At 72.7% G+C, this 19,851-nt stretch carries 15 protein-coding genes and 1 pseudogene; 5 read left to right on the top strand and 11 right to left on the bottom strand.

Annotated elements, in window-relative coordinates:
* Positions 1-104: 104 nt before the first annotated feature.
* On the top strand, positions 105-1,805 hold the full coding sequence (locus IE124_RS27085; protein WP_229832908.1) for an alpha/beta hydrolase: 1,701 nt from the start codon (positions 105-107) through the stop codon (positions 1,803-1,805).
* 3 nt (positions 1,806-1,808) lie between these two features.
* Here the strand turns inward: IE124_RS27085 and IE124_RS27090 are convergent, their stop codons facing one another.
* The 3 genes from IE124_RS27090 to IE124_RS27100 all read right to left on the bottom strand — a co-directional run bounded on the left by IE124_RS27090 (position 1,809) and on the right by IE124_RS27100 (position 6,775).
* Positions 1,809-3,167 carry a wax ester/triacylglycerol synthase family O-acyltransferase gene (locus tag IE124_RS27090; protein WP_229832910.1) on the bottom strand — a complete coding sequence of 453 codons (1,359 nt, stop codon included), beginning with the start codon at positions 3,165-3,167 and terminating at the stop codon, positions 1,809-1,811.
* Positions 3,168-3,403: 236 nt separating this feature from the next.
* Positions 3,404-5,401 carry a SpoIIE family protein phosphatase gene (locus IE124_RS27095; RefSeq protein ID WP_229832920.1) on the bottom strand — a complete coding sequence of 666 codons (1,998 nt, stop codon included), beginning with the start codon at positions 5,399-5,401 and terminating at the stop codon, positions 3,404-3,406.
* A gap of 147 nt (positions 5,402-5,548) precedes the next feature.
* Entirely contained in the window at positions 5,549-6,775 is a 1,227-nt protein-coding gene (locus IE124_RS27100; RefSeq protein ID WP_189511298.1) for a DUF6777 domain-containing protein, read from the bottom strand.
* Positions 6,776-7,005: 230 nt separating this feature from the next.
* On the opposite strand from IE124_RS27100, the pseudogene IE124_RS27105 reads away from it, so the two are divergent.
* The 3 genes and pseudogenes from IE124_RS27105 to IE124_RS27115 all read left to right on the top strand — a co-directional run.
* Positions 7,006-7,851, top strand: a pseudogene (locus IE124_RS27105) (YndJ family protein); the annotation flags it as partial.
* A gap of 140 nt (positions 7,852-7,991) precedes the next feature.
* Positions 7,992-8,543 (top strand): DUF1990 domain-containing protein, encoded by a 552-nt coding sequence (locus IE124_RS27110; RefSeq protein ID WP_189511300.1) that lies wholly within the window; start codon positions 7,992-7,994, stop codon positions 8,541-8,543.
* A gap of 22 nt (positions 8,544-8,565) precedes the next feature.
* The gene (locus tag IE124_RS27115; RefSeq protein ID WP_189511302.1) at positions 8,566-9,987 is read left to right on the top strand and encodes a lipase maturation factor family protein; all 1,422 of its coding nucleotides are present in this window, start codon (positions 8,566-8,568) and stop codon (positions 9,985-9,987) included.
* Between the two features lie 103 nt (positions 9,988-10,090).
* Here IE124_RS27115 and IE124_RS27120 read toward each other — a convergent pair whose 3' ends face one another.
* The 3 genes from IE124_RS27120 to IE124_RS27130 form a co-directional block, all read right to left on the bottom strand.
* Positions 10,091-10,261 carry a hypothetical protein gene (locus IE124_RS27120; protein WP_189511304.1) on the bottom strand — a complete coding sequence of 57 codons (171 nt, stop codon included), beginning with the start codon at positions 10,259-10,261 and terminating at the stop codon, positions 10,091-10,093.
* 437 nt (positions 10,262-10,698) lie between these two features.
* A complete protein-coding gene (locus IE124_RS27125) occupies positions 10,699-12,183 on the bottom strand; it encodes an SDR family NAD(P)-dependent oxidoreductase (protein ID WP_189511306.1) in 1,485 nt (494 codons plus the stop codon).
* 60 nt (positions 12,184-12,243) lie between these two features.
* The gene (locus IE124_RS27130; RefSeq protein ID WP_189511379.1) at positions 12,244-12,957 is read right to left on the bottom strand and encodes a (2Fe-2S)-binding protein; all 714 of its coding nucleotides are present in this window, start codon (positions 12,955-12,957) and stop codon (positions 12,244-12,246) included.
* 269 nt (positions 12,958-13,226) lie between these two features.
* Between IE124_RS27130 and IE124_RS27135 the strand changes: the two genes are divergently transcribed.
* Positions 13,227-14,336: a DMT family transporter gene (locus tag IE124_RS27135; protein ID WP_189511308.1), complete on the top strand. Its 1,110-nt coding sequence runs from the start codon at positions 13,227-13,229 to the stop codon at positions 14,334-14,336.
* Here the strand turns inward: IE124_RS27135 and IE124_RS27140 are convergent.
* The 5 genes from IE124_RS27140 to IE124_RS27160 form a co-directional block, all read right to left on the bottom strand.
* Positions 14,217-15,629, bottom strand: a complete 1,413-nt coding sequence (locus tag IE124_RS27140) for a transglycosylase family protein (protein ID WP_189511310.1) — start codon at positions 15,627-15,629, stop codon at positions 14,217-14,219. The genes IE124_RS27135 and IE124_RS27140 overlap by 120 nt on opposite strands.
* A 385-nt stretch (positions 15,630-16,014) precedes the next feature.
* Complete coding sequence (locus IE124_RS27145) at positions 16,015-16,359, bottom strand: GNAT family N-acetyltransferase (protein ID WP_189511312.1); 345 nt, start codon at positions 16,357-16,359, stop codon at positions 16,015-16,017.
* A 19-nt stretch (positions 16,360-16,378) separates the two neighbouring features.
* A complete protein-coding gene (panD, locus tag IE124_RS27150; RefSeq protein WP_189511313.1) occupies positions 16,379-16,804 on the bottom strand; it encodes an aspartate 1-decarboxylase in 426 nt (141 codons plus the stop codon).
* A 1,187-nt stretch (positions 16,805-17,991) separates the two neighbouring features.
* A complete protein-coding gene (locus IE124_RS27155; protein ID WP_189511321.1) occupies positions 17,992-18,441 on the bottom strand; it encodes a CBS domain-containing protein in 450 nt (149 codons plus the stop codon).
* Positions 18,428-19,675 (bottom strand): cation:proton antiporter, encoded by a 1,248-nt coding sequence (locus tag IE124_RS27160; RefSeq protein ID WP_189511323.1) that lies wholly within the window; start codon positions 19,673-19,675, stop codon positions 18,428-18,430. Before IE124_RS27160 ends, IE124_RS27155 begins: the two co-directional genes overlap by 14 nt.
* Between the last annotated feature and the right edge of the window lie 176 nt (positions 19,676-19,851).

Here is a 19,851-nt window from a genome sequence, read left to right on the forward strand (position 1 = left end):
GCCCACCGCCTCTCCGCTCCCGCTCCCAGCCCCAGCCCCGGCCCCAGCCCCGGACCCGGCCCCGGACCCTGCCGCGGCCCTCAGCAAATCCTCAGCATCCGCGCGTGATCCTTCCCTGGACCGACCACCCATGGGAGTACTCCGTGTTCACCGCCCCCACCCGCCGCCGCGCCCTCGTCCTCGCTCTCGCCGTGCTCGGCACCACCTCCCTCGCCGCCTGTACGGCCGGCGCCGGGCCGGACGGGAAGCGGCCGGGAAGTTCCGCCTCCGCCCCGGCCGACCCCGCCTCCCGCCCCGACCTGCGGCGCTTCTACGGCCAGAAGCTCGACTGGCGGCCCTGCGGAGCCCACCGGTGCGCCTCGCTCACGGTCCCTAGGGACTACTCCCGCCCCGGCGACGGCAAGACCTTCGTGCTGCCGGTGGCGAAGGCCGCCACCGCGGTCGCCGGGAAGCGTGTCGGCTCGCTCGTGCTCAACCCCGGTGGACCGGGCGAGCGCGGAGAGCGGCTGATCAGGGACGGCGTCGCCGAGGACATCGGCCGGAGCGTGCGCGAGCGGTTCGACATCGTGTCCTTCGACCCGCGCGGTGTCGGCGAGAGCAAGCCCGCGCTGACGTGCACGGTCGCGGCCGACTCCGATTCCGGCTCCGCCGAGGCCCCGGAGGAGGAAGAGGCCGGCGCCGCCGTGCCCCTCCACCCCCGGACCGCGTCCGAACGCGCCGACGCCCTCGCGAGCGCCCGGGCGACGGCCGCCGGCTGCCGCGCGGCAAGCGGTCCGCTGCTCCCCCACGTCGGGACGGACGACGCCGCCCGCGACCTGGACGTGCTGCGGGCGGCCCTCGGCGAGCGACGGCTGACGTACGTCGGCTGGTCGTACGGCACGAGCCTGGGCACCTCGTACGCCGAGCAGTTCCCACGCCGCGTACGGGCGATGGTCCTGGACGGGGCCGTCGACCCCTCGCTCGACTGGCGCCAGCGCATGACGGGCCAGGCCACGGGGTTCCGGAAGGCCGTGGAGGAGTACGCCGCGTCCTGCGCCGAAGCGGTCGGTGACGCCTGCCCCGGCTCGACGCCCCAGGAGATACGCGCGCTGATCGACCGTCTCCTGGAGCGGACCGGCCGCGAGCCGCTGCCCGTCGACGGCTCCGCGTACGGTCTCGACGCCCCCGCCCTGGTCTCGGCGCTCAGTCTGTCCATGTACACCCCGGAGGCGCAGTGGCAGGCCCTGTCCGAGGCGCTCGTCGCGGCCGGCGAAGGGGACGGGACGCGGCTGGCGGCCCTGGCGGCGGGCGAGGAGGAGAGCGAGGAACCCGGCGCTGAGGAATCCGGGGACCCCACAGGGACCGACGCGTCCGAGGGAGCGGCCGAGAGCGGTACGGACGGCGTGCCCGAGGACAACACCGACGCGGCCCTGATCGCGATCAACTGCCTGGACGTCCCCCATCCGCGAGACGCCAAGGCCTACTGGGACGCCCTCGCCCCCGCGGAGAGGGCGGCGGGGGCCTACGGCACCACGGGCGTGACGAGCGAACTGGTCTGTGCAGACCTGCCGCCCGGTGCCGGGCGCCCGCACCGGGTGAAGGCCGAGGGCGTGCCGCCGGTGCTGGTCGTGGGGACGGCGGGCGACCCGGCCACGCCGTACGGGGAGGCCGTGAGCCTGGCGCGCCAGTTCCCCGGCGGGATGCTGCTGTCGTTCGACGCCCCCGGTCACACCGGTTACGGCCGCAGCGAGTGTGTCGACAGGAAGGTCGAGGCGTACCTGATCTCGCTCACGAAGGTCCTGCCCGGCACGACATGCACCGCGTGACGTTCACGGGTCCAGCAGGTCGAGTTCGGCGGTGAACGCGGCGGCGAGCGCGTCGAGGTCGGGGACGGCCTCGCCGTCGGCGACGAGACCGATGTAAACCTGGCCCCCGTAGGGGGACATGGCGACGGCGAGGGACTGGCCGCGCGCGAGCGGCGCCATGGGGAAGAGCGCGCGCAGCGGGGCGCCGCCGAGGGAGAGCGCGGAGCGGGGCAGCGGCACCTGGGTGACGAGGAGGTCGAAGAGGAGCCGGGCGGCGCCGGAGGCCAGGGGCGCGCCGAAGCGGTGCGCGAGCGGAGGGAGCCGGTCGGCCAGGAGGGCGACGGCGCCCGCGCCCCTGGAGGGGCCGGCGGCCTTGTTCCGGTCCATCGCCAGCCGTACGGCGGCGAGTCGGGCCTCCGGGTCGGGTTCGGTGACGGGCAGGTCGAGGAGGTAACCGGAGAGGCTGTTGCCGGGTCCGGAGCCGGGTGTGCCGGGGCGGCGGCGGGAGACGGGCACGAGCGCCCGGGGGTCGGTGCCGGGCAGCGGCAGGCCGCGCCCGTCGAACCAGCGGCGCAGGGCTCCGGCGGCGACCGCGAGGAGGACGTCGTTGGCGGTGCCGCCCGTGGTGCGGCGGATCCGGTGGACGCGGTCGAGGGGCAGGGTCGCGGTCGCGAGCCGGCGCGTACCGCTGGATTCGGCGGTGAGTACGGCGGCGGGGTCGTCGAGGCGGCCGGCGCGGGCGACGGAGGAGCCGAGGACCGAGGCCCCGACCTCGACGGCCCGGCCGAGGTCCCCGAGCCGGGCCCGGGCGAGGCCGAGGAGGCTGCCGGGGTCGGGGAGCCAGGAGCGCGGGGGTACGGGGCGGGGGCGGCGCGCGGGGCGGCGGCCGGCGGCGATCTCGTCGAAGATCCCGGCACCGATGGCGACGGCCCGCATGCCGTCGGCGAGGGCGTGGTGGAGCTTGACGAGGACGGCGAAGGAGCCGTCGGGGGCGCCGGTGAGCAGGTACATCTCCCAGGGAGGCAGGCCGCGTTCGACGGGGCTCTCCATGAGTTCGGCGGCGATCCGGGTGGCCTCGGCGGGGAAGTCGGCGCCGGGGAGGGTGATCTCGCGGACGTGGCGGCTCACGTCGAAGTCCGGGTCGGCGCTCCAGGCGGCGCCGCCGACGGGGAGCAGGACGTCGCGCACGCGCATCCGGAGCCGCGGGACGGCGGCGGCGCGGCGGGCGAGCAGGTCCAGGACGTCCAGCGGCGGCTCGTGGCCCGGACCGCCGGGGACGGGCCCGAAGTGGGCGAGGGCGCCGAGGTGCAGGGGGTGGGTGGGCGATTCCAGATGCCAGAAGGCCAGGTCCAGGGGTGCCAGTAGCTCGGTGCTGCTGCTCAAGGGTGTCCTCACGTCCTGCGCGGAGAGGCGGGAGAACGAAGTCAATCGCGTACCGACAGTTACGGTCAAGTACGATCACTTCACGCTAAGTTAACATCTTCGGTTCGCCGTCTGTCGGCAGGCTCACCTCGCGGGGTTCACCCAGGCCGTTCATTCACCCAGACCGTTCGTTCAATCAGGCTTTCGCTCAATCAGGCCTTCGCTCAATCAGGCCTTCGTTCACTCAAGCCGTTCGTTCACTCAGGCCGTTCCGTTCGGTCCGGCACCTTGAACTCGCACCAGACGCACTTGCCGCCGCCCCTCGACTCGACGCCCCACGCGTCCGAGAGCTGGTCGACCAGGAGCAGTCCCCGCCCGGAGACGCCCGCCTCCCCCGCCTCGCGGCGCCGGGGCAGCGCGCTGGACCGGTCCTCGACCTCCACGCGCAGCCGCCGCTCGGGGCCGTTCAGCGCCCGCAGGGTCACGATCGCGCCGCCGTCGGTGTGCATCAGCGCGTTGGTCATCAGCTCGTCGGCGACCAGCTCGATCTCGTCGGCGCGCTCCCCCGCGCCCCAGGCCCGCACGGCGGCCCTGATCATGTGCCGGGCCGAGCTGAGCGCCTCCGGGTCGCTCTGGGCCACGTGCTGCTGGAACCGCCCGGCTCCGTGGGGGGCGAAGGCCGCCTGACGGCGCAGCAGCAGGATCGCCACATCATCCTCGCCGCCGCGGTCGGCGACCACGTCGCACAGGTGGTCGGCGAGCTGCTGGAGGTCGGCGGGGCCGCGCCGGACGAGGGAGGTCAGCCACTGGAAGCCCTCGTCGAGGTCGGCGCCCGGCTTCTCCACCAGCCCGTCGGTGTAGAGCATCAGGGTCTGTCCGGGGTCGAGCTCCAGCGCGGTCACGGGGTAGTCGAGCCGGCCGAACTCCGCGGAGAGCCCGAGCGGCAGCCCGCCCTCGACGGGGAGTCTGCGGCACCTGCCGTCGGTCTCCCTGACCAGCGGGTCGACATGGCCCGCGCGGACGATCTGGACGACGCCGGTGCCGAGGTCGACCTCGGCGTACGTGCAGGTGGCGAAGCGTTCGGTGTCGAGCTCGTGCAGGAAGACCGAGGCCCTGGCCATGACGGTGGCCGGGGGATGACCCTCGGCGGCGTAGGCGCGCAGCACGATCCGCAGCTGGCCCATGACGGCGGCCGCGTGGGTGTCATGGCCCTGGACGTCGCCGATGACCGCGCCGACGCGTCCGCCGGGGAGCGCGATGATGTCGTACCAGTCGCCGCCGATGTCCCGGCCGAGGCGGGCCGAGCGGTAGCGGACGGCCGTCTGCGCCCCGGGCACCTCGGGGATCCGGCGGGGCAGCATCGCCTGTTGGAGCCCCTCGGCGAGGTCGTGCTCCTGCTCGTACAGCATGGCCCGCTGGAGGCTCTGGGCGATGCTGCTGCCGAGGGCGACGAGCAGGGTCCGCTCGTCCTCGCTGAAGCCCGTCTTGTCGCTGTAGAGCAGGCCGAGCGCACCGATGGGCCGGGCCTGGGCGATGAGCGGCAGATAGGCGGCGGCCGTGATGCCGAGCCCGCTGATGTGCGGCCAGAGCACGGGGTAGGAGTCGGCGAAGTCCCGGGCCGAGTCGATGAACCGGGGCCGCAGCGTCCTGATCACCTCGCTCATCGGATACGGCTCGTCCACCCGGGTGAAGCGGGTGCCCGGCACGAAGGCGCCGTTGGGCCCTTCGGCGACGAGATGGATGCGCCCCGCTTCGAGGAGGCCCATGACGAGGCTGGCGGCACCGAAGTGTTCGAGGGCGTGCGAGTCGTTGAGCAGGTCGATGACGTCCTGCACGGTCCGCGCGTAGGCGAGGGCGGCCGTGGTGCCCTCGACGACGCCGGCACGCTGCCGGCGCCCCTCGTCGAGGCCGAGCCGGGCGGCGGACTCGGTCAGCTCGTGGGTGGCGTCGCGGATGACGCCCACGATGCGCACCGGACGGCCCGTGCCGTCCCGCTCGACCAGGCCCTGGGTGTGGGTCCACTGGTGGCTGCCGTCGCGGCGGCGGATCCGGAAGTACGCGCCGTACTGGTCGCTGCCCTCCTTGAGCGCCTGGGCCACCAGAGTGTCGAGGCGGCGGCCCTCGTCGGGCAGGACGCGGGAGCCGAGTCCCTCGGGCCGGCCGTCGTAGTCGGCCCGGTCCATGTCGAAGACCTCGAGGGCGGCGTCGTCCATGCTCATCGTCCCCGTGAGCAGGTCCCAGTCGAATCCGCCCATCCGGAAGGCCGAGCCGAAGTCGTGCAGGATCCGGGCTCCGGCCCTCTCGGCCGCCTCCCCGCCCCCTCTACCCGCGTTCATGGGGCCACGCTAGGCGCAGCTCCGCTCCCGCGCACTACGAAGATCCGTTTCACCCCTTCGCCCCCTTCATCCTTCGAAGGTCTCGGGCTGCTCCTGCCCCGTATCGGGCGGGAAGAGCTCCGGCGGCAGCTCCCCTTCCGGGGCGTCGGGCGGGGAGACGGGGGGCTCGGCGTACGGGTCGACATGGGGATCGGCGTACGGGTCGCTGTAGGGGTCCGCGTACGGGCCGGAGTCCGGTTCCTCGCGGGGCTCGGCGTACGGGTCGGAGGGCGGATCGACGGGGGGATCGGCGAACGGGTCGCCGGTCGGCCCGTCGGGCTGGTCAGGGGTCGGATCCCCGGACGGGGCGGTGTCCGGCCAGGAGGGCGTGACCGCGTCGGGCCGCGACGGCTCGGGGGTCGCGGGAGCGGGCGTCCCGGAATCCGGGGTGGCGGAGTCCGGGGTCGCCGGCGCCTCCGGGCCGACGGTGCCGGTGAGGTGGCACGCGTCAGGGTCGCAGTCCGGCTCCACGGCGGGCTTCCGGTCCTCGGCCCCGTCGCTGCCGGTCCGGCGCTCGATCCAGCTCCTGTCGGCGGCGTTCACGATGACGAGGCTGGCGACGACGGTGGTGGTCGGCCGGACGACGATCACGTACTCGGGGTCGAAGCCCTCCCAGGGCTCGCCCTGGTGCACGCCTCCCGGGGCCACGACCGGGCTGCGGAGCGGATTGCCGCAGGCGCAGCGGACGCGCGGGGAGCCGTACTGGTCGACGAGGACCGCCGTGCCGGACTGGAGGACGGACTGGAAGGGGGCGGCGCGCGCGCCCCGGTATCCGTGGTTGGTGACCCGGGTGTCCGCGCGCAGGACGACGGGAGTCAGTCCGCGCAGCCAGCCGGGGACGTTCGCCTCGGGGATGCCCGCGGCCTCGGCGAAGGCGCGCGTCCTCGCCTGGTCGCCGGAGAGGAAGGAGACCTGCTGCTCGACGTCGCAGCTGGCTTCCGAGCGGGTGCCGCCGTAGAGGCCTGGGGTGGAGCCGGTGATCTCGCGGACCCGCTGGACGGAGGCGGCGGCCGGGTCCCGCTCCGGGACGGCCACCCGGCCGGTGATCCGGGCGGTGGACGCGGTAAAGGGGTCGGGGCCCCGTGCGGTGACCGGCTGGAGGTGGACCTCGTGGGCGGCGGCGGCCGCGGGCTGCTCGCCGTGGCTGCCGCCCTGCTCGTCGGAGGTGCAGCCGGCGACGAGGAGAGCGGAGGCGAGTGTCGCCGTGATCGCGGTGGGGGTTCGCCGCGTCCGGCGCCGCTGAGGTGTGCGCACCTGGTTCTCCCGATGTCTTCGATCGTCGTCTCGACCCGGGGCCCGGCGCCCGGTTTCCGGCCAGTCCCTCATGTCTGTCGCAGCGCACGCGGCCCCGCAAGCGGAGGAAGGCCGACCGGGTCGGTCGGCACCCGCCCGGCCGAACACCTCACTTGAACACGTTCAAGAAAGGCCCTAGGCTCGACCCGACAGTTGAACGCGTTCAAGTCGGGGGGTGTCCGGTGTCCACGCTGTCGATCCTGGTGAACCCGGTCGTGATGATCGGCATGTTCTGGGTCGTACCGACGGGGCTCGCGCTCCTGGACGGCCCGAGGCCACCGGGCCTCGACCCGCTCCGGCGCGCCTGGCCGCTGCTCGCCGCCCCCGGAGCCCTCGCCCTGTGGCTGCCCCGCTCCGGGGTCGCGGCCGGACTGGCCGGCGTCTACGCCCTGGCCACCGTGGCGCTGGCCCTCCAGGCGCCGGCCCGCCTCGTGCTCACCCGCTCGCTGCGGCCCAGGGAGATCGCCGTGCTCAGCGCGCTGGCCGCCCCCTCCGTCGCCGGCCTGGCGCTCGTCGCCGAGCGGGCCTCGTACCCGCTCTTCGGCTTCGACCTGGACCTCCTCGCGCTGACCGTCCCGCACTTCCACTTCGCGGGCTTCGCCGCGGCCCTGGTCGCCGGCCTCGTCTGCCGCGCCGACGACGGCCCCACCGCCCGCTTCGCCGCGCTCAGCGTCCCGGCGGGCACGCTGCTGGTCCTGGCCGGCTACTTCGTCGACGACTGGGCCGAGCTCGCCGGGGCGGTCGTCCTGACGGCCGGGATGGCGGGGGTCGCCGTCCTGACCCTGCGCGAGCGCCGCGAGCTCGCGACAGGCCGGTTCACCCGCACGCTTCTCGCCGTCTCGGCCCTGGTCCTCGTCGTCACGATGCTGCTCGCGCTGAGCTGGGCGCTCGGCGAGGCCACCGGCCTGCCGCACCTCGGCCTGACGTGGACGGCCGCGACACACGGCCTGGGCAACGCCCTCGGTTTCACGGTCTGCGCCCTCCTCGCCCGCCGCCGCCTCCAAACCGACCACACCAGCCACACCGAACGCACGAGCCGCACAAGCCACACCGAACACACGGAACGCATGAACCTCACCAGCCCCATCAACCCCATCAAACGCACCAGCCCTACCGGCCCCACCGTCAACCAGCCGGCAGCACCCCTCCCGGCCCACCCGCGAACGGAGCTCCCGGCATGACCCGCCTCACGCACAGCCTCTCCCGCACCACCCGTCCCCGCCCGGGCCTCACCTACCGCGAGGTCGGCGCCACCCGCTCCCCCGAGGACCTCCCCGAGGGATACCACCACCTGCGGTACAGCGTGGTCGTCGGCCACGGCCGCGCCGCCTTCGAGGCCGCCGGTGCCGCCGTCACCACCTGGCGCACACACCGGGCCTCCGGGGCGACCGTGCGCAGCGAAGCGGTCCGCGCCGAGCCGGGTGTCCGCCTGGAGGTGTCGGTGGGCATGGGCCGCGTGCGGCTCGGCGTCCCCTGCGCGGTGATCTGGACGGCGTACGAGGAGAACCGGACCGGCTTCGCTTACGGCACCCTCAGCGGGCACGCGGAGTGCGGTGAGGAGTCCTTCGTCGTCGACCTCGCACCCGACGGCACGGTCCGGTTCACGGTCACCGCGTTCAGCCGGCCCGCCGCCTGGTACACCCGGCTCGCCGGCCCGCTGGTCCCCGTGCTCCAGCGGGCGTACGCCCGCCACCTCGGCCGGACGCTCCGGCGTCTCGTCAGGGCGTGATCCCGGGCCGATACTGGAAGCGATGGAGTGGTTCACCGCGCCCGACCTCTGGCTGAGCCGGATCGTGTTCCAGCGGGGCCTCGCCGGGCTGTACTGCGTGGCCTTCCTGTCGGCCGCCCTCCAGTTCCGGGCGCTGATGGGCGAGCGCGGCATGCTCCCCGTGCCGGAGTACGTGCGCCGGACCCGGCCCCGCCACTCCCCCTCGCTCTTCCACTGGCGCTACTCCGACACGCTGTTCGCGACCGTCGCGTGGACCGGGGCCGTGATCGCCCTGGCCCTCGTGGCGGGCGCCGGTGACATGGTGCCGCTGCCGGTGTCGATGCTGCTGTGGTTCGTGCTCTGGGTGCTCTACCTGTCGATCGTGAACGTGGGCCAGACCTGGTACTCCTTCGGCTGGGAGTCGTTGCTGCTGGAGACCGGGTTCCTCGCGGTCTTCCTCGGCAACGACGACACGGGACCGCCCGTGCTCGTCCTCCTCCTGCTGAGCTGGCTGCTCTTCCGGGTCGAGTTCGGCGCGGGTCTCATCAAGATCCGGGGCGACCGCTGCTGGCGGAACCTGACCTGTCTCTACCACCACCACGAGACCCAGCCGATGCCCGGCCCGCTGAGCTGGTTCTTCCACCACCTCCCGCGCCCCCTGCACCGGGTCGAGGCGGGGGCCAACCACGTCGTCCAGCTGTTCGTGCCGTTCCTGCTCTTCACCCCGCAGCCGGTGGCCACGGTCGCCGCCTGCCTCATGATCGCGACGCAGCTGTGGCTGGTGCTCTCCGGGAACTTCGCCTGGCTGAACTGGCTGACCATCGTGCTCGCCGTCTCGGTCGTGGACGCCTCCTCGCTCACCGGGGCGCACCCTCAGCCGGATCCGCCGCTCTGGTACGTGGTCGTGGTCGTCGCGCTGACCGCCTTCGTCCTGTACCGGAGCTACCGCCCCGTGCGGAACCTGCTCTCCCGTGACCAGTCCATGAACCGGTCGTACGACCCGTTCCACCTGGTCAACACGTACGGCGCGTTCGGCACGGTCGGCCGGGTGAGGGACGAGATCGTCGTCGAGGGCACCGACGACCCGGCACCGGACGCGGGCACGGTGTGGCGGGAGTACGGCTTCCGGGGCAAACCCGGCGATCCACGCAGGCTGCCGCGTCAGTTCGCCCCGTACCACCTCCGCCTGGACTGGCTGATGTGGTTCGCCGCGCTCTCCCCCGGGTACGCGCGGGACTGGTTCGGGCCCTTCGTGGAGCGGCTGCTCGACGGCGACCGCGACACGCTGCGGCTGCTCGCCCACAACCCGTTCCCCGACGCGCCGCCGACGCACGTCCGCGCCCGGCTGTACCGCTACCGGTACTCGACCTGGCGCGAGCTGCGGGCGACCGGGGCCTGGTGGCACCGCACGCTGCTGCGGGAGTACCTGCCGCCGATCAGGCTCCGGGACCGCGCGGACCGGTGACGGGCGCGTCCCCGCACGGAACGCACCGGTGCCCCCGGCCGGAGGGCGGTCGGGGGCACCGGTGGAGCAAGGGTCACGTCCAGGCGGTCAGGGCACCGGAGGCTCAGTCGATACCGGGCAGGATGTGGGGCTCTGCGAGGTCGTCCTCGTAGCCCGCCAGCCGGATCGGGGCCGCGTGGGCCCACACTTCGAGGCTCCCGAGCTCGCCGTTCCGGCGGGGCCGGTCCTGGGGTTCGGCCGGTCTCGGTTCCTGCTTCGTCAGTTCGGTTGTCACCGCGCACTCCCTTGTGTCGCGTCCAGTGGGACTTGCCGTCGGTCGCGGTGGCGCCGTTCATCGGGCGGGACCGCGGCCTTGGTGGGAGGCCAGTCCCCGGACCGGCCGTGAGGAAGTGGTGTCTCCTCGGTGGCCGACCGTGGACATCAGAGTAACCAAATGAGCGCGTCCGCGCTCTACCGGGCTCACAAGTGTGATGCGATCGAGTGAATGAGACCGAAAAGAGCGCTCTACCAGGGGGTAGAGCGCTCTTTCCGGAACGGCGCATGGCCGCGGAACGGCCGGGGGCGGGAGCCGCCCAGAGCCGAGGAACGGCCGGGGGCGGGAGCCGCCCAGGGCCGAGGAACGGCCGGGGGCGGGAGCCGCCCAGGGCCGAGGAACGGCCGGGGGCGGGAGCCGCCCAGGGCCGAGGAACGGCCGGGGGCGGGAGCCGCCGCCTACCAGTTGGCGGGGGCGTAGTCCTTCAGGAAGCAGCCGTAGAGGTCCTCGCCGGCCTCGCCGCGCACGACCGGGTCGTAGACCCGGGCGGCGCCGTCGACCAGGTCGAGCGGGGCGTGGAAGCCCTCCTCGGCCAGGCGCAGCTTGTCGAAGTGCGGACGCTCGTCGGTGATCCAGCCGGTGTCGACCGAGGTCATGAGGATGCCGTCGGTCTGGAACATCTCCTGGCCGCTGGTCCGCGTCACCATGTTCATCGCGGCCTTCGCCGCGTTGGTGTTCGGGTGCCCGGCGCCCTTGTATCCGCGGCTGAATACGCCCTCCATCGCCGAGACGTTGACGACGTAGGCGCGCCCGCTGGCCGCCTTCTTGGCGGCCTCGGCCATCGCCGGGCGGAGCTTGCTGATCAGGATGAACGGCGCCGTGTAGTTGCAGAGCTGGGTCTCCAGGAGCTCCACCGGGGAGATCTGCTCGATGCTCTGCACCCACGTGTTGCTCTCGACAACGTCCGGAACCAGGCCGCCGGCGTCGATCGCGGTGCCGTCGAGGTGCTTGGCGATGGTGGCGTTGCCCGCGACGAGCGCGAGGTCCGCGACCTGCTGGGCCTCCAGGCCGCGCACGCCCGCGGGCAGCGACGAGCCGCCGACGAGCTCGCCGACCGCGCCGGAGTTGAAGGCGCCGATGACGTGGTGGGCGGGGAGCTCGCCCGCGGGCAGCGGGGCGTTCTCGCCGTCGACCAGGGCGGCGTAGGCGGAGGGCAGGCGGCGCACGGTCTGCGTCGCGTTGTTGATGAGGATGTCCAGGGGCCCCGCCTCGGCCATCTGGTCGGCGAGGGCCACGGCCTGCGCCGGGTCGCGCAGGTCGATGCCGACGACCTCCAGGCGGTGCATCCAGTCCGCGGAGTCGTCCATGGCCTTGAAGCGGCGGATGGCGTCCTTCGGGAAGCGGGTGGTGATCGTCGTGTGGGCACCGTCGCGGAGCAGCCGCAGCGCGATGTACATGCCGATCTTGGCCCGGCCGCCGGTGAGCAGCGCGCGCTTGCCGGTGAGGTCCGCGCTCGCCTCGCGCTTGGCCCGGTTGAGCGTCGCGCACGGCTGGCAGAGCTGGTGGTAGAAGTAGTCGACCTCGACGAAGCGCGTCTTGCAGACGTAGCAGGAGCGCGGACGCTGGAGTATCCCCGCGATCCGCCCCTCCTCCGTGATCGAGGAGGGCAGGATGCCCTCGGTCTCGTCGTCGATGCGCTGCGCGGAGCCGGTGGCCGTGGCCTCGGTGACCGCCTTGTCGTTGGCGGTCTTGGCGGCCCGGCGCTCCTGGCGGCGGCGCTGCTTCACGGTCCGGTAGATGCCGGCGGTGGCGCGCCGGACCATGATCGCGTCCGGGTGGTCGACGTCCAGCGTGTCGAGCTCGTCGAGGACGCTCAGGCAGACGGCCAGGCGCTCGGGGTCGACGCCCGGCCCGTAGTCCTGGGTTTCTTCGGTCACCGTCATGGCCTTCGGGATCCTCGTTCGCTCGTACGTCGCCGTTCGCGGGCTTTCAAAGACCCAACTTTACGGAGCGGGGGGCCGCCCCTCCAAACCCGTTCGGGGGGCGTGGTCGAAGACACAGTCCCCGCACAGTCCGCCGCCGGGACACCGGTAGTAGAGGCAGCAGCTGGAGCGGCGCAGCCGGGAGCCGCGGACCGTGCCGGCGAGGTCCGGGTGGTCGAGGAGCCCGGAGACGAGGACGGCGGCCCGCTCGGCGACCTCCGGCCGGTCCCTGGCGCGCGCCCAGCGGGTCAGCTCACGCAGGGCTCCGGCGAGGGCGGAGCCGGCGTTCCCCCAGAGGAGCCGGGGCGAGATCCGGCCGTCGCGGCGCAGCGCAGCGTGCAGCGGGACGAGGTGGGCCTCCAGGACGGCCTCGCGGAGGGCGTCGACGGTGCCGGGACGGGTCTCCGAACCGGACCACCACAGGTCGTCGGGTGAGGTCAGGGCCCCGTCCCAGTGCAGCTCGCCGGGGGCGAGGCCGGGGAAGGCGCCGTACAGCGCGGCCGGCCCGAGCGCGGTCGACCAGAGCCTGGCCGCGAGCCCGAGGTGGGCGACGGAGGCCCCGACCCGCCGCTCGGGGGCCCTCAGCCGGGCGGCGACCCGGTCCACGCGCGCGGAGAGGGGCCCGTCCTCCCCCGCGTACACCAGGGCGAGCGGCCGGTGCTCCCCTCCGGCCCCCGGCGCGGCGGTCCGCAGCGCGAAGAATCCGCCCACGGATCCGCTCTCGACGAGATCCAGCTCTGCTCCCACGCGTCTGCCCCCGGCTTCCTCGTCTTCGTGTCCCGGTGTACCCGTGTCCCGGTGTCCCGGGGGCGGGTCCTGCCCGCCCGTCCATGATTCTTCCGCACCGAGAACCGGGTGCCGGAATGATCCCGTTCCACCCCTTCCGACCTGCGGGTGCGTACATCTCCGGTCGTACGCGCACGCCGTGTACTGCGACGGCGGTACCACTCGAAGCGTTCCCTGGTACGACGCCGAATCCGCCCGGAAGAGAGATCGTGGAAGGTATGAGCCCACTCCTGCTGTCCGTGCTCCTGTCCCTGGTCTCGGCGGTCGCCTACGCTGCCGCCGCGATCGTGCAGGAGCGGGTCGCGGCCTCCGCCGCCGGTCCGCGCTACGCGCCGCTGCGCAGCCCGGCGTGGTGGGTGTCCGTCCTGCTCAACGGTCTCGGCGCGACCCTGCACGTGGCCGCGCTCGCTTACGGTCCGCTGAGCCTGGTCCAGCCGCTGGGCGCGCTCACGATCGTCTTCGCACTGCCCATGGCTGCCCTCTTCGTCGGCCGCAAGGCGGGGCGGCGGGCCTGGCGGGGCGCCCTCATGGCCGCGGTCGGCCTCGCCGGCCTGCTGAGCCTGACGAACGGCTCCGACGCGCAGTCGCTCGCCGACGGGGAGCGGTGGCTGCTCGCGGCCGGCACGGCCGTCGTGGTGGCCGTCCTGTTCACGGCGGCGCACCTGGTGGGCCGGTCCGTGCTGCGCAGCGTGATCCTGGCCGCCGCGGCCGGCGTCTCCTTCGGCATGGCCTCGGTCTTCACCAAGTCCGTGGCCGAGGAGTGGACCTCCGGTGCGCCCCTCGCCGAATGGACGGGCCTGCTCGTGCTCTCGGCGCTCGCCGTGACCGGACTGCTCCTCTCGCAGGCCTCGTACCGGGGCGCGGGGCTGGCAGCCCCGCTCGCCACGGTCACCGTGGTGAACCCGGTGGTCGCGGCGGCCGTGGGCCTCACGCTCTTCGGCGAGAGCTTCCGCTACGGCACGGCGGGCACCGTCGCCGCGCTGATCTGCGGCGCGGTAGCGGCCGGCGGGCTGGTCCAGCTCACCCTCGACCGCATGACGGTCCCGCCGGAGACCCTGCCGGTGTCGGATCCGGAGTCATCGGCCCCGCCGCGCTCCTCGGCGCAGGCGCAGACGCCGGCGCCGAGGAAGTTGAAGGCGAGGTCGGCCCCGCCGCGCTCCTCGGCGCAGACGCCGGCGCCGACCTCGCCTTCAACTTCGAAGTCGCCGTCAGATGGAGACGCCCCGCGCCCTGAGGTAGGCCAGCGGATCGATGTCGGAGCCGTACCCGGGACCCGTCCGCACCTCGAAGTGGAGATGCGGTCCCGAGCTGTTGCCGGTCGACCCTGAGCGTCCGATGCGCTGGCCGCCCTGGACCCGCTGCCCCTCGCGGACGGCGAGCGCGGAGAGGTGCGCGTACTGGCTGTAGCGGCCGTCCTCGTGGCGCAGGACGACCTGGTAGCCGTACGCGCCGCCCCAGCCCGCGGAGACGACCCGCGCGTCGGCGACGGCCTTGACGGAGGTGCCGGTGGGGACGGGGAAGTCGACTCCGGTGTGGTAGCCGCTGGACCAGGAGGAGCCGCGGGTGCCGTAGCTGGTGCCGATGCCGGCGGCGATGGGAGCGGAGTACCGGTCCTTGTCCGGCGCGGCGGCGGGCCGTGGCTTGGACGCGGGCCGGCTGACGGGCTTGGCCTTGGTCTTGGCGGGCGGTTTGGCCGCGGGCTTGGCGGGAGGCTTGGTGACCGGCTTGGGCGCGGCTTCGGGGACGGCCGTGCTCCGGGAGGCCGGAGGTTTGGTGGCCGGGGCCTTGGTGGCCGGGGCCTTCGCCGCGGGAGTCTTCACGGGAGGCGCCTTCACGACCGGGCGCTTCGAAGGGGCGGCCTTCACCGGCGGCTTGGCGGCCTGCGCGACGCGCGGAGGCGCCTCGGCGGCCTTGGTCGGCTCGGCCGCCGGCTTCTTCGGTGCGGCGATGCGCAGGGTGAGCCGCTGGCCGGGGTGGATCAGGTCGGGGTCGTCGCCGATGACCGGCCGGTTCGACTCGTACAGCCGCTTCCAGCCGCCCTGGACGCGCTCCTCGCGGGCGATCTTCGAGAGGGAGTCGCCGGGCGTGACCGTGTACATCTCGCGGATCGTCGGCACGGTGGTGGGATCGGCACGTCGGGTGGGAGCCTTCTCGGGTAAGGCGCGCTGGCCCGGCAGGGAGGCGGTCCGTGGCGCGTTCGCGCCGGTGGACGAGCTCTTCGCCGTGATGGCAGGGGCCTCACCGCCCAGGGCGAGGCCGGCGCGCGGCCCGCACGAGGGCCAGGCGCCGGGCCCCTGGCCCTTGAGGACGCGCTCGGCGATCGCGATCTGCTGGTCCTTGGAGGCGAGGTCGGCGCGCGGCGCGAAGTGCGTGCCGCCGTAGCTCTCCCAGGTTGACTGGCTGAACTGGAGGCCGCCGAAGTAGCCGTTCCCGGTGTTGATGTGCCAGCTGGAGGAGGATTCGCAGGCCGCGACCTTCTCCCAGACGTCCAGCGAGGCGGCCTGCACGGCTCCCGCGCCGATCAGCGGGAGCGCCATGCCGGCGCCTCCGGCGGTGACGGTGAGCGAGGCACGGTTGATCCGGCTCGGCTGGTGGCGGCGGTGACGTCCGCGTACGGCCATGGGCCCCCCTTGGAACACAGCGACAGCCGTCCAAGTTAGGGGTGGCGCACGCTCCGTGACAAGGGCGCGGGCGGAACCTCAAGCCCCTTCTGTCACCTTGCCGTTGACGGCGGGCGGTGCCCGGCGGGGCCCGGCTGGGGCTGAGGCTCTGGTTCCGGAACGGGTCCGCCGGGTTCGGGCACCGGGCTGGGCACGGGGTCCGGGGGCGCCGGTACGGGGTTGGGCGGGGGTACCGGCGGCGGGGAGGGCACGGGGGGCGGTACGGGCGAGGGCTGCGGGTCGGGGAAGGGGTGCGTCATCACGGACCTCTCGGTCGTCGGGATCCTCCCTCCCCAGGGTGACCCGGCGGACGGGCTCGCGCCCGCCGGATCCCCTCTTTCGGGGGTCACCAGAGCTCGGGCGTGGCCTTGAGCTGGAGCTTCGCGGCGCGGGTGACGTCCGCCGGGGGAACGGGGGCCTCGTCCGGATGGCGCTCGGCCCACTTGGCGGCGTACGGGCAGAGCGGCACGACGGGCACGCCCTCGCCGGCGGCGATCGTGTAGAACTCGCGCACGAGCGCTCCGGCGATGCCCTTGCCCTCGTGCCCGTCCTCGACGATGGTGTGGACCGCCACGAGGGCGTGGGGTTCGGCATCGAGGACGAAGTAGACGACGACACCGACGTAGGTGTCCCCCTCGAACGCCTCCAGGCGCCCCTTCGACCGGTCGTCGCGGATCTTCAGCTCGGCCATGCGGTGCTTCTCCCTCGGCTCAGACCTGTGCGGGCACGGCGTGCGGGGCGCGGACCGTGTCACTCCCGGGAACGGGCGCGGAGGCGTCCTCCCCGAGCTCCACGATGCGGTTGTCCGCGTCGACGTGCACGACGCGGGGCGTGAACGAGCGCGCTTCGGCGTCCTCGACCTGGGCGTAACTGATGAGGATCACGAGGTCGCCGGGGTGCACGAGGTGCGCGGCGGCGCCGTTGATCCCGATGACCCCGGAGCCGCGCTCGCCCTCGATGACGTAGGTCTCCAGCCGGGCCCCGTTGTCGATGTCGACGATGTGCACGAGCTCACCGGGCAGAAGATCGGCCGCCTCCATCAACTCGACGTCGACGGTGACCGACCCGACGTAGTGGAGATCGGCCTGGGTCACGGTGGCCCGGTGGATCTTGGACTTGAACATTGTACGTATCATCGAGGCACTCCTGGACATAGGCTCCCTGCCTGCGTTTTTGCAGGTCAAGGGCTGTTTCCACACCCTATAACGAGTCGCAGGTTCGGGCAGCTGTCCCCAGGTTTTTCAGGACTCATGCTGACCACTTGCTGACTTTCCTGACGCATCATCAGGTAGCTGCGGAAGGTGTCGCCGCCCTCCAGAACGCCACCGAGACGACTTCGCAAGCCTACGCAGCACTCCCCCGCGCGTATCCGTGATCACCGTCACTCCGACGAACTGCCAGCGGGTCCATGCCTGCCTACTTCCACGGGGAAGGCCTCCTGAGCATGACGGGGCTCGACGCGGCGTGGCGACGTAGCAGCGAGTCACGGCTCAGCAAAGCCAACGATTCTCATGACCATGGCCTCAGCCCGACCGGTGACCCTTCGGAACGACCCGCGGCGGGCGTCAAGGATCTTCGAAATCCGGCCAGAGCAGAGCGCAGCCCCACCCAGCGATCAGCCTCGGGCCAGCCTCAAGGAGCCCTCTTGCCCATGGAACCGCAGCCACACTCCACCGAAGGCCGCACTGACAACAACCGATCACGCAGGCGCCAGCCCGTCGAGCCTGTCCTCATGGAAACTTCCGAAGTGGCCGCCATGCTCAGCATGTCCACCAGCTGGGTCTACCGGGAAGCATCGAAACTAGGCCTCAAGGGGTACAAGCTCGGCCGGGGCAGGAACGCCAAGGTCCTGTACAAGAGGGCCGAGGTATGCAGGTGGCTGGAACAACAGAAGATCCATTAAGGGACCATCTCCGCAGCTGCCAGAAACAGCTTTCTTGAACGTACCAGCGACAGAAAGGCACCGTTAGAGGCTGGACTTCATGGCTTTGATGCACGCGGCGCGCGCGGCGACGGAGCGCTCTCGGGAGTACGCCTGCCCCAGGTTCATGCCGTCGTCATTCTGGATAGGTGGCTGCATCCATGCTTCGCTCATGTGCATGCCGGCCTCGGAACGAGCGGCCGTAGGGCTCGGCGACCGCGGATGCCTCGATCTGGAGCCAGGCGTGGTGGAAAGCCATGCGAGCGAGGAGGCAACTGACCTGGTCGGTGAGTTCCCGACGGGCATCGGGACGGGCTCGTCACGGTTCATCGCCTGCGGCTCCTTTCATGAGGGGCGGACATTCCGGTCGTCGCACCGTTGAGTGCAGAGCGGGTGCGCTGGTCAGAGGTAGTGCTGGAGCAGGGTGGCCGCGTCGACGGTGCCGAGCAGGTGGGGCTTGTCCCCGTCGTAGTCGACGACCAGGACGACAGGGCGGCCGGCACGTTCCATGAGCGAGGCCATCTGGACCGGTGAGGCGTCGGGGCTGACGACGGCCGGCGCGGGCAGGCGCTTGGGCAGTACGTCGGCAAGGCGGAGCGAGGCGGCGCGTGCGCGGACGTCGGCGTCGAGCGACTCGCCCACGACGGCGGCGAGGAGCGGGTCGTCCCGTACGGCGTCGGGCAGGGCCGCCGCCAGGACTCGTGTTGCGGGGACGAGGGCCAAGGGGTGTCCGTCCTCGCTCACGACGACGAGTGCCGGGGCACGTTCGCGGACCAGGAGTTCGGCTGCTTCGCGCAGGGTGGTGTCCAGGCGGACCGGGGTGCAGGGCCAGGTCAGGTCACGTGCGCGCATGGGGAAGTGCCTTGCTCGTCAAGGTGCCGTCGGTGTGCGTCTGGGGTGCGGAGCCGGTGTCGACGAGGTCGTCGACGTGGAAGAGGCGGGCGATGGGTACATCGGTGCTGCTGTGGGCGACGATCGAGAAGGCGATGCACACCGCGATCAGGGTGTACGCCTCCTGGCCCTGCGGGATTCCGGCCTGGAGGACGAGGAGGCCGTAGACGACGGAGGCGAACCCCTTGGGGCCGAACCAGGCGGCGACGAGCTTCTCCCGACGGTCGATACGGGTGCCCCACAGGGAGAGAAGCAGGGACGCGGGCCGGATGAGGACGATCGCCAGGACCACGGCGACGTAGCCGCCGAGGGACAGGTCTCCGAAGAGCTGCGGGGTGAGGAGGGCACCGAAGACGAGGAGGGCGGCGAACTTGGCGAGTTCGGCGAGCGACTCGCCCAGGGGCTCGAACGCCTTGTGGGACTCCGGGGAGACGGCCGTGAGGACGGCGCCGGCGGAGAACGCGGCGAGGTAGGGGTTGGCGTGGGTGAGGTGGCAGGCGGCGTAAAGGATGATCCCGGTGGCCAGCGGCAGCAGCGGCTGGAGCTTGGGCTCGGCGCCCAGCAGCCGGAACCGTACGAGCCCGGTGACGAGCAGCGGGAGCAGGGCGCCGAAGGCGAGGCCGAGGCCGAGTTCCAGGGCGATGTTCCCGTACGACGCCTCGGCGCCTGCCGCGGTCGGTCCGGCGGCGGCGATGAGGATCAGGACCACCGGCAGCGCGAGTCCGTCGTTGATGCCGCTCTCGACGTTCAGCAGCTCGCGCAGCCGGGACGGGACTTCCTTGCGGCCCACGATGGCGGAGGCGAAGACCGGGTCGGTCGGCGCGAGGACCGCGCCGACGAGGAACGACGTCGTCCAGTCCAGGCCGACCAGGTAGTGCGTGATCAGCGCCATGCCGACGCATGCGAGCGGCATACCGAGACCGAGAGCGCGGGCGGGGTTGCGCCAGTTGGCCCGCAGCTTGGCGAAGGACACGTGCATGCCGTCGGTGAACAGCACGGCGAACAGGGCGAGGTCGGCGGTGACCGACACGATCTCGCTCTGCGGTGAGATGTGGATCAGGCCGAGGAACCCGTCGCTGACGAGCGCCCCGCCGAGGAGGAAGAGCAGCGAGGTCGACAGGACGGTGCGGGCTGCGAGCCCGGACAGCAGGACCGCGACGAGCAGCGCGGCCCCGAAGACGGCGACGAGCACCATGACAGAAATCCCCGATCGGCAGAAAGACACGTGTCCCTTGTTCGCCGACCAGACTTCCCGGCACTCCGCAACGGACCTTACAGGTTCCATACGCGGCATTGACAGGTCCTTGATGGGCAGTCGGAGCGCAGTGAGATTGCCGAGAGTCGGCATGTACACGTGGCCTGACGCTGTGC

This window comes from Streptomyces narbonensis, from assembly GCF_014649015.1.
GTDB classification, from domain to species: domain Bacteria; phylum Actinomycetota; class Actinomycetes; order Streptomycetales; family Streptomycetaceae; genus Streptomyces; species Streptomyces narbonensis.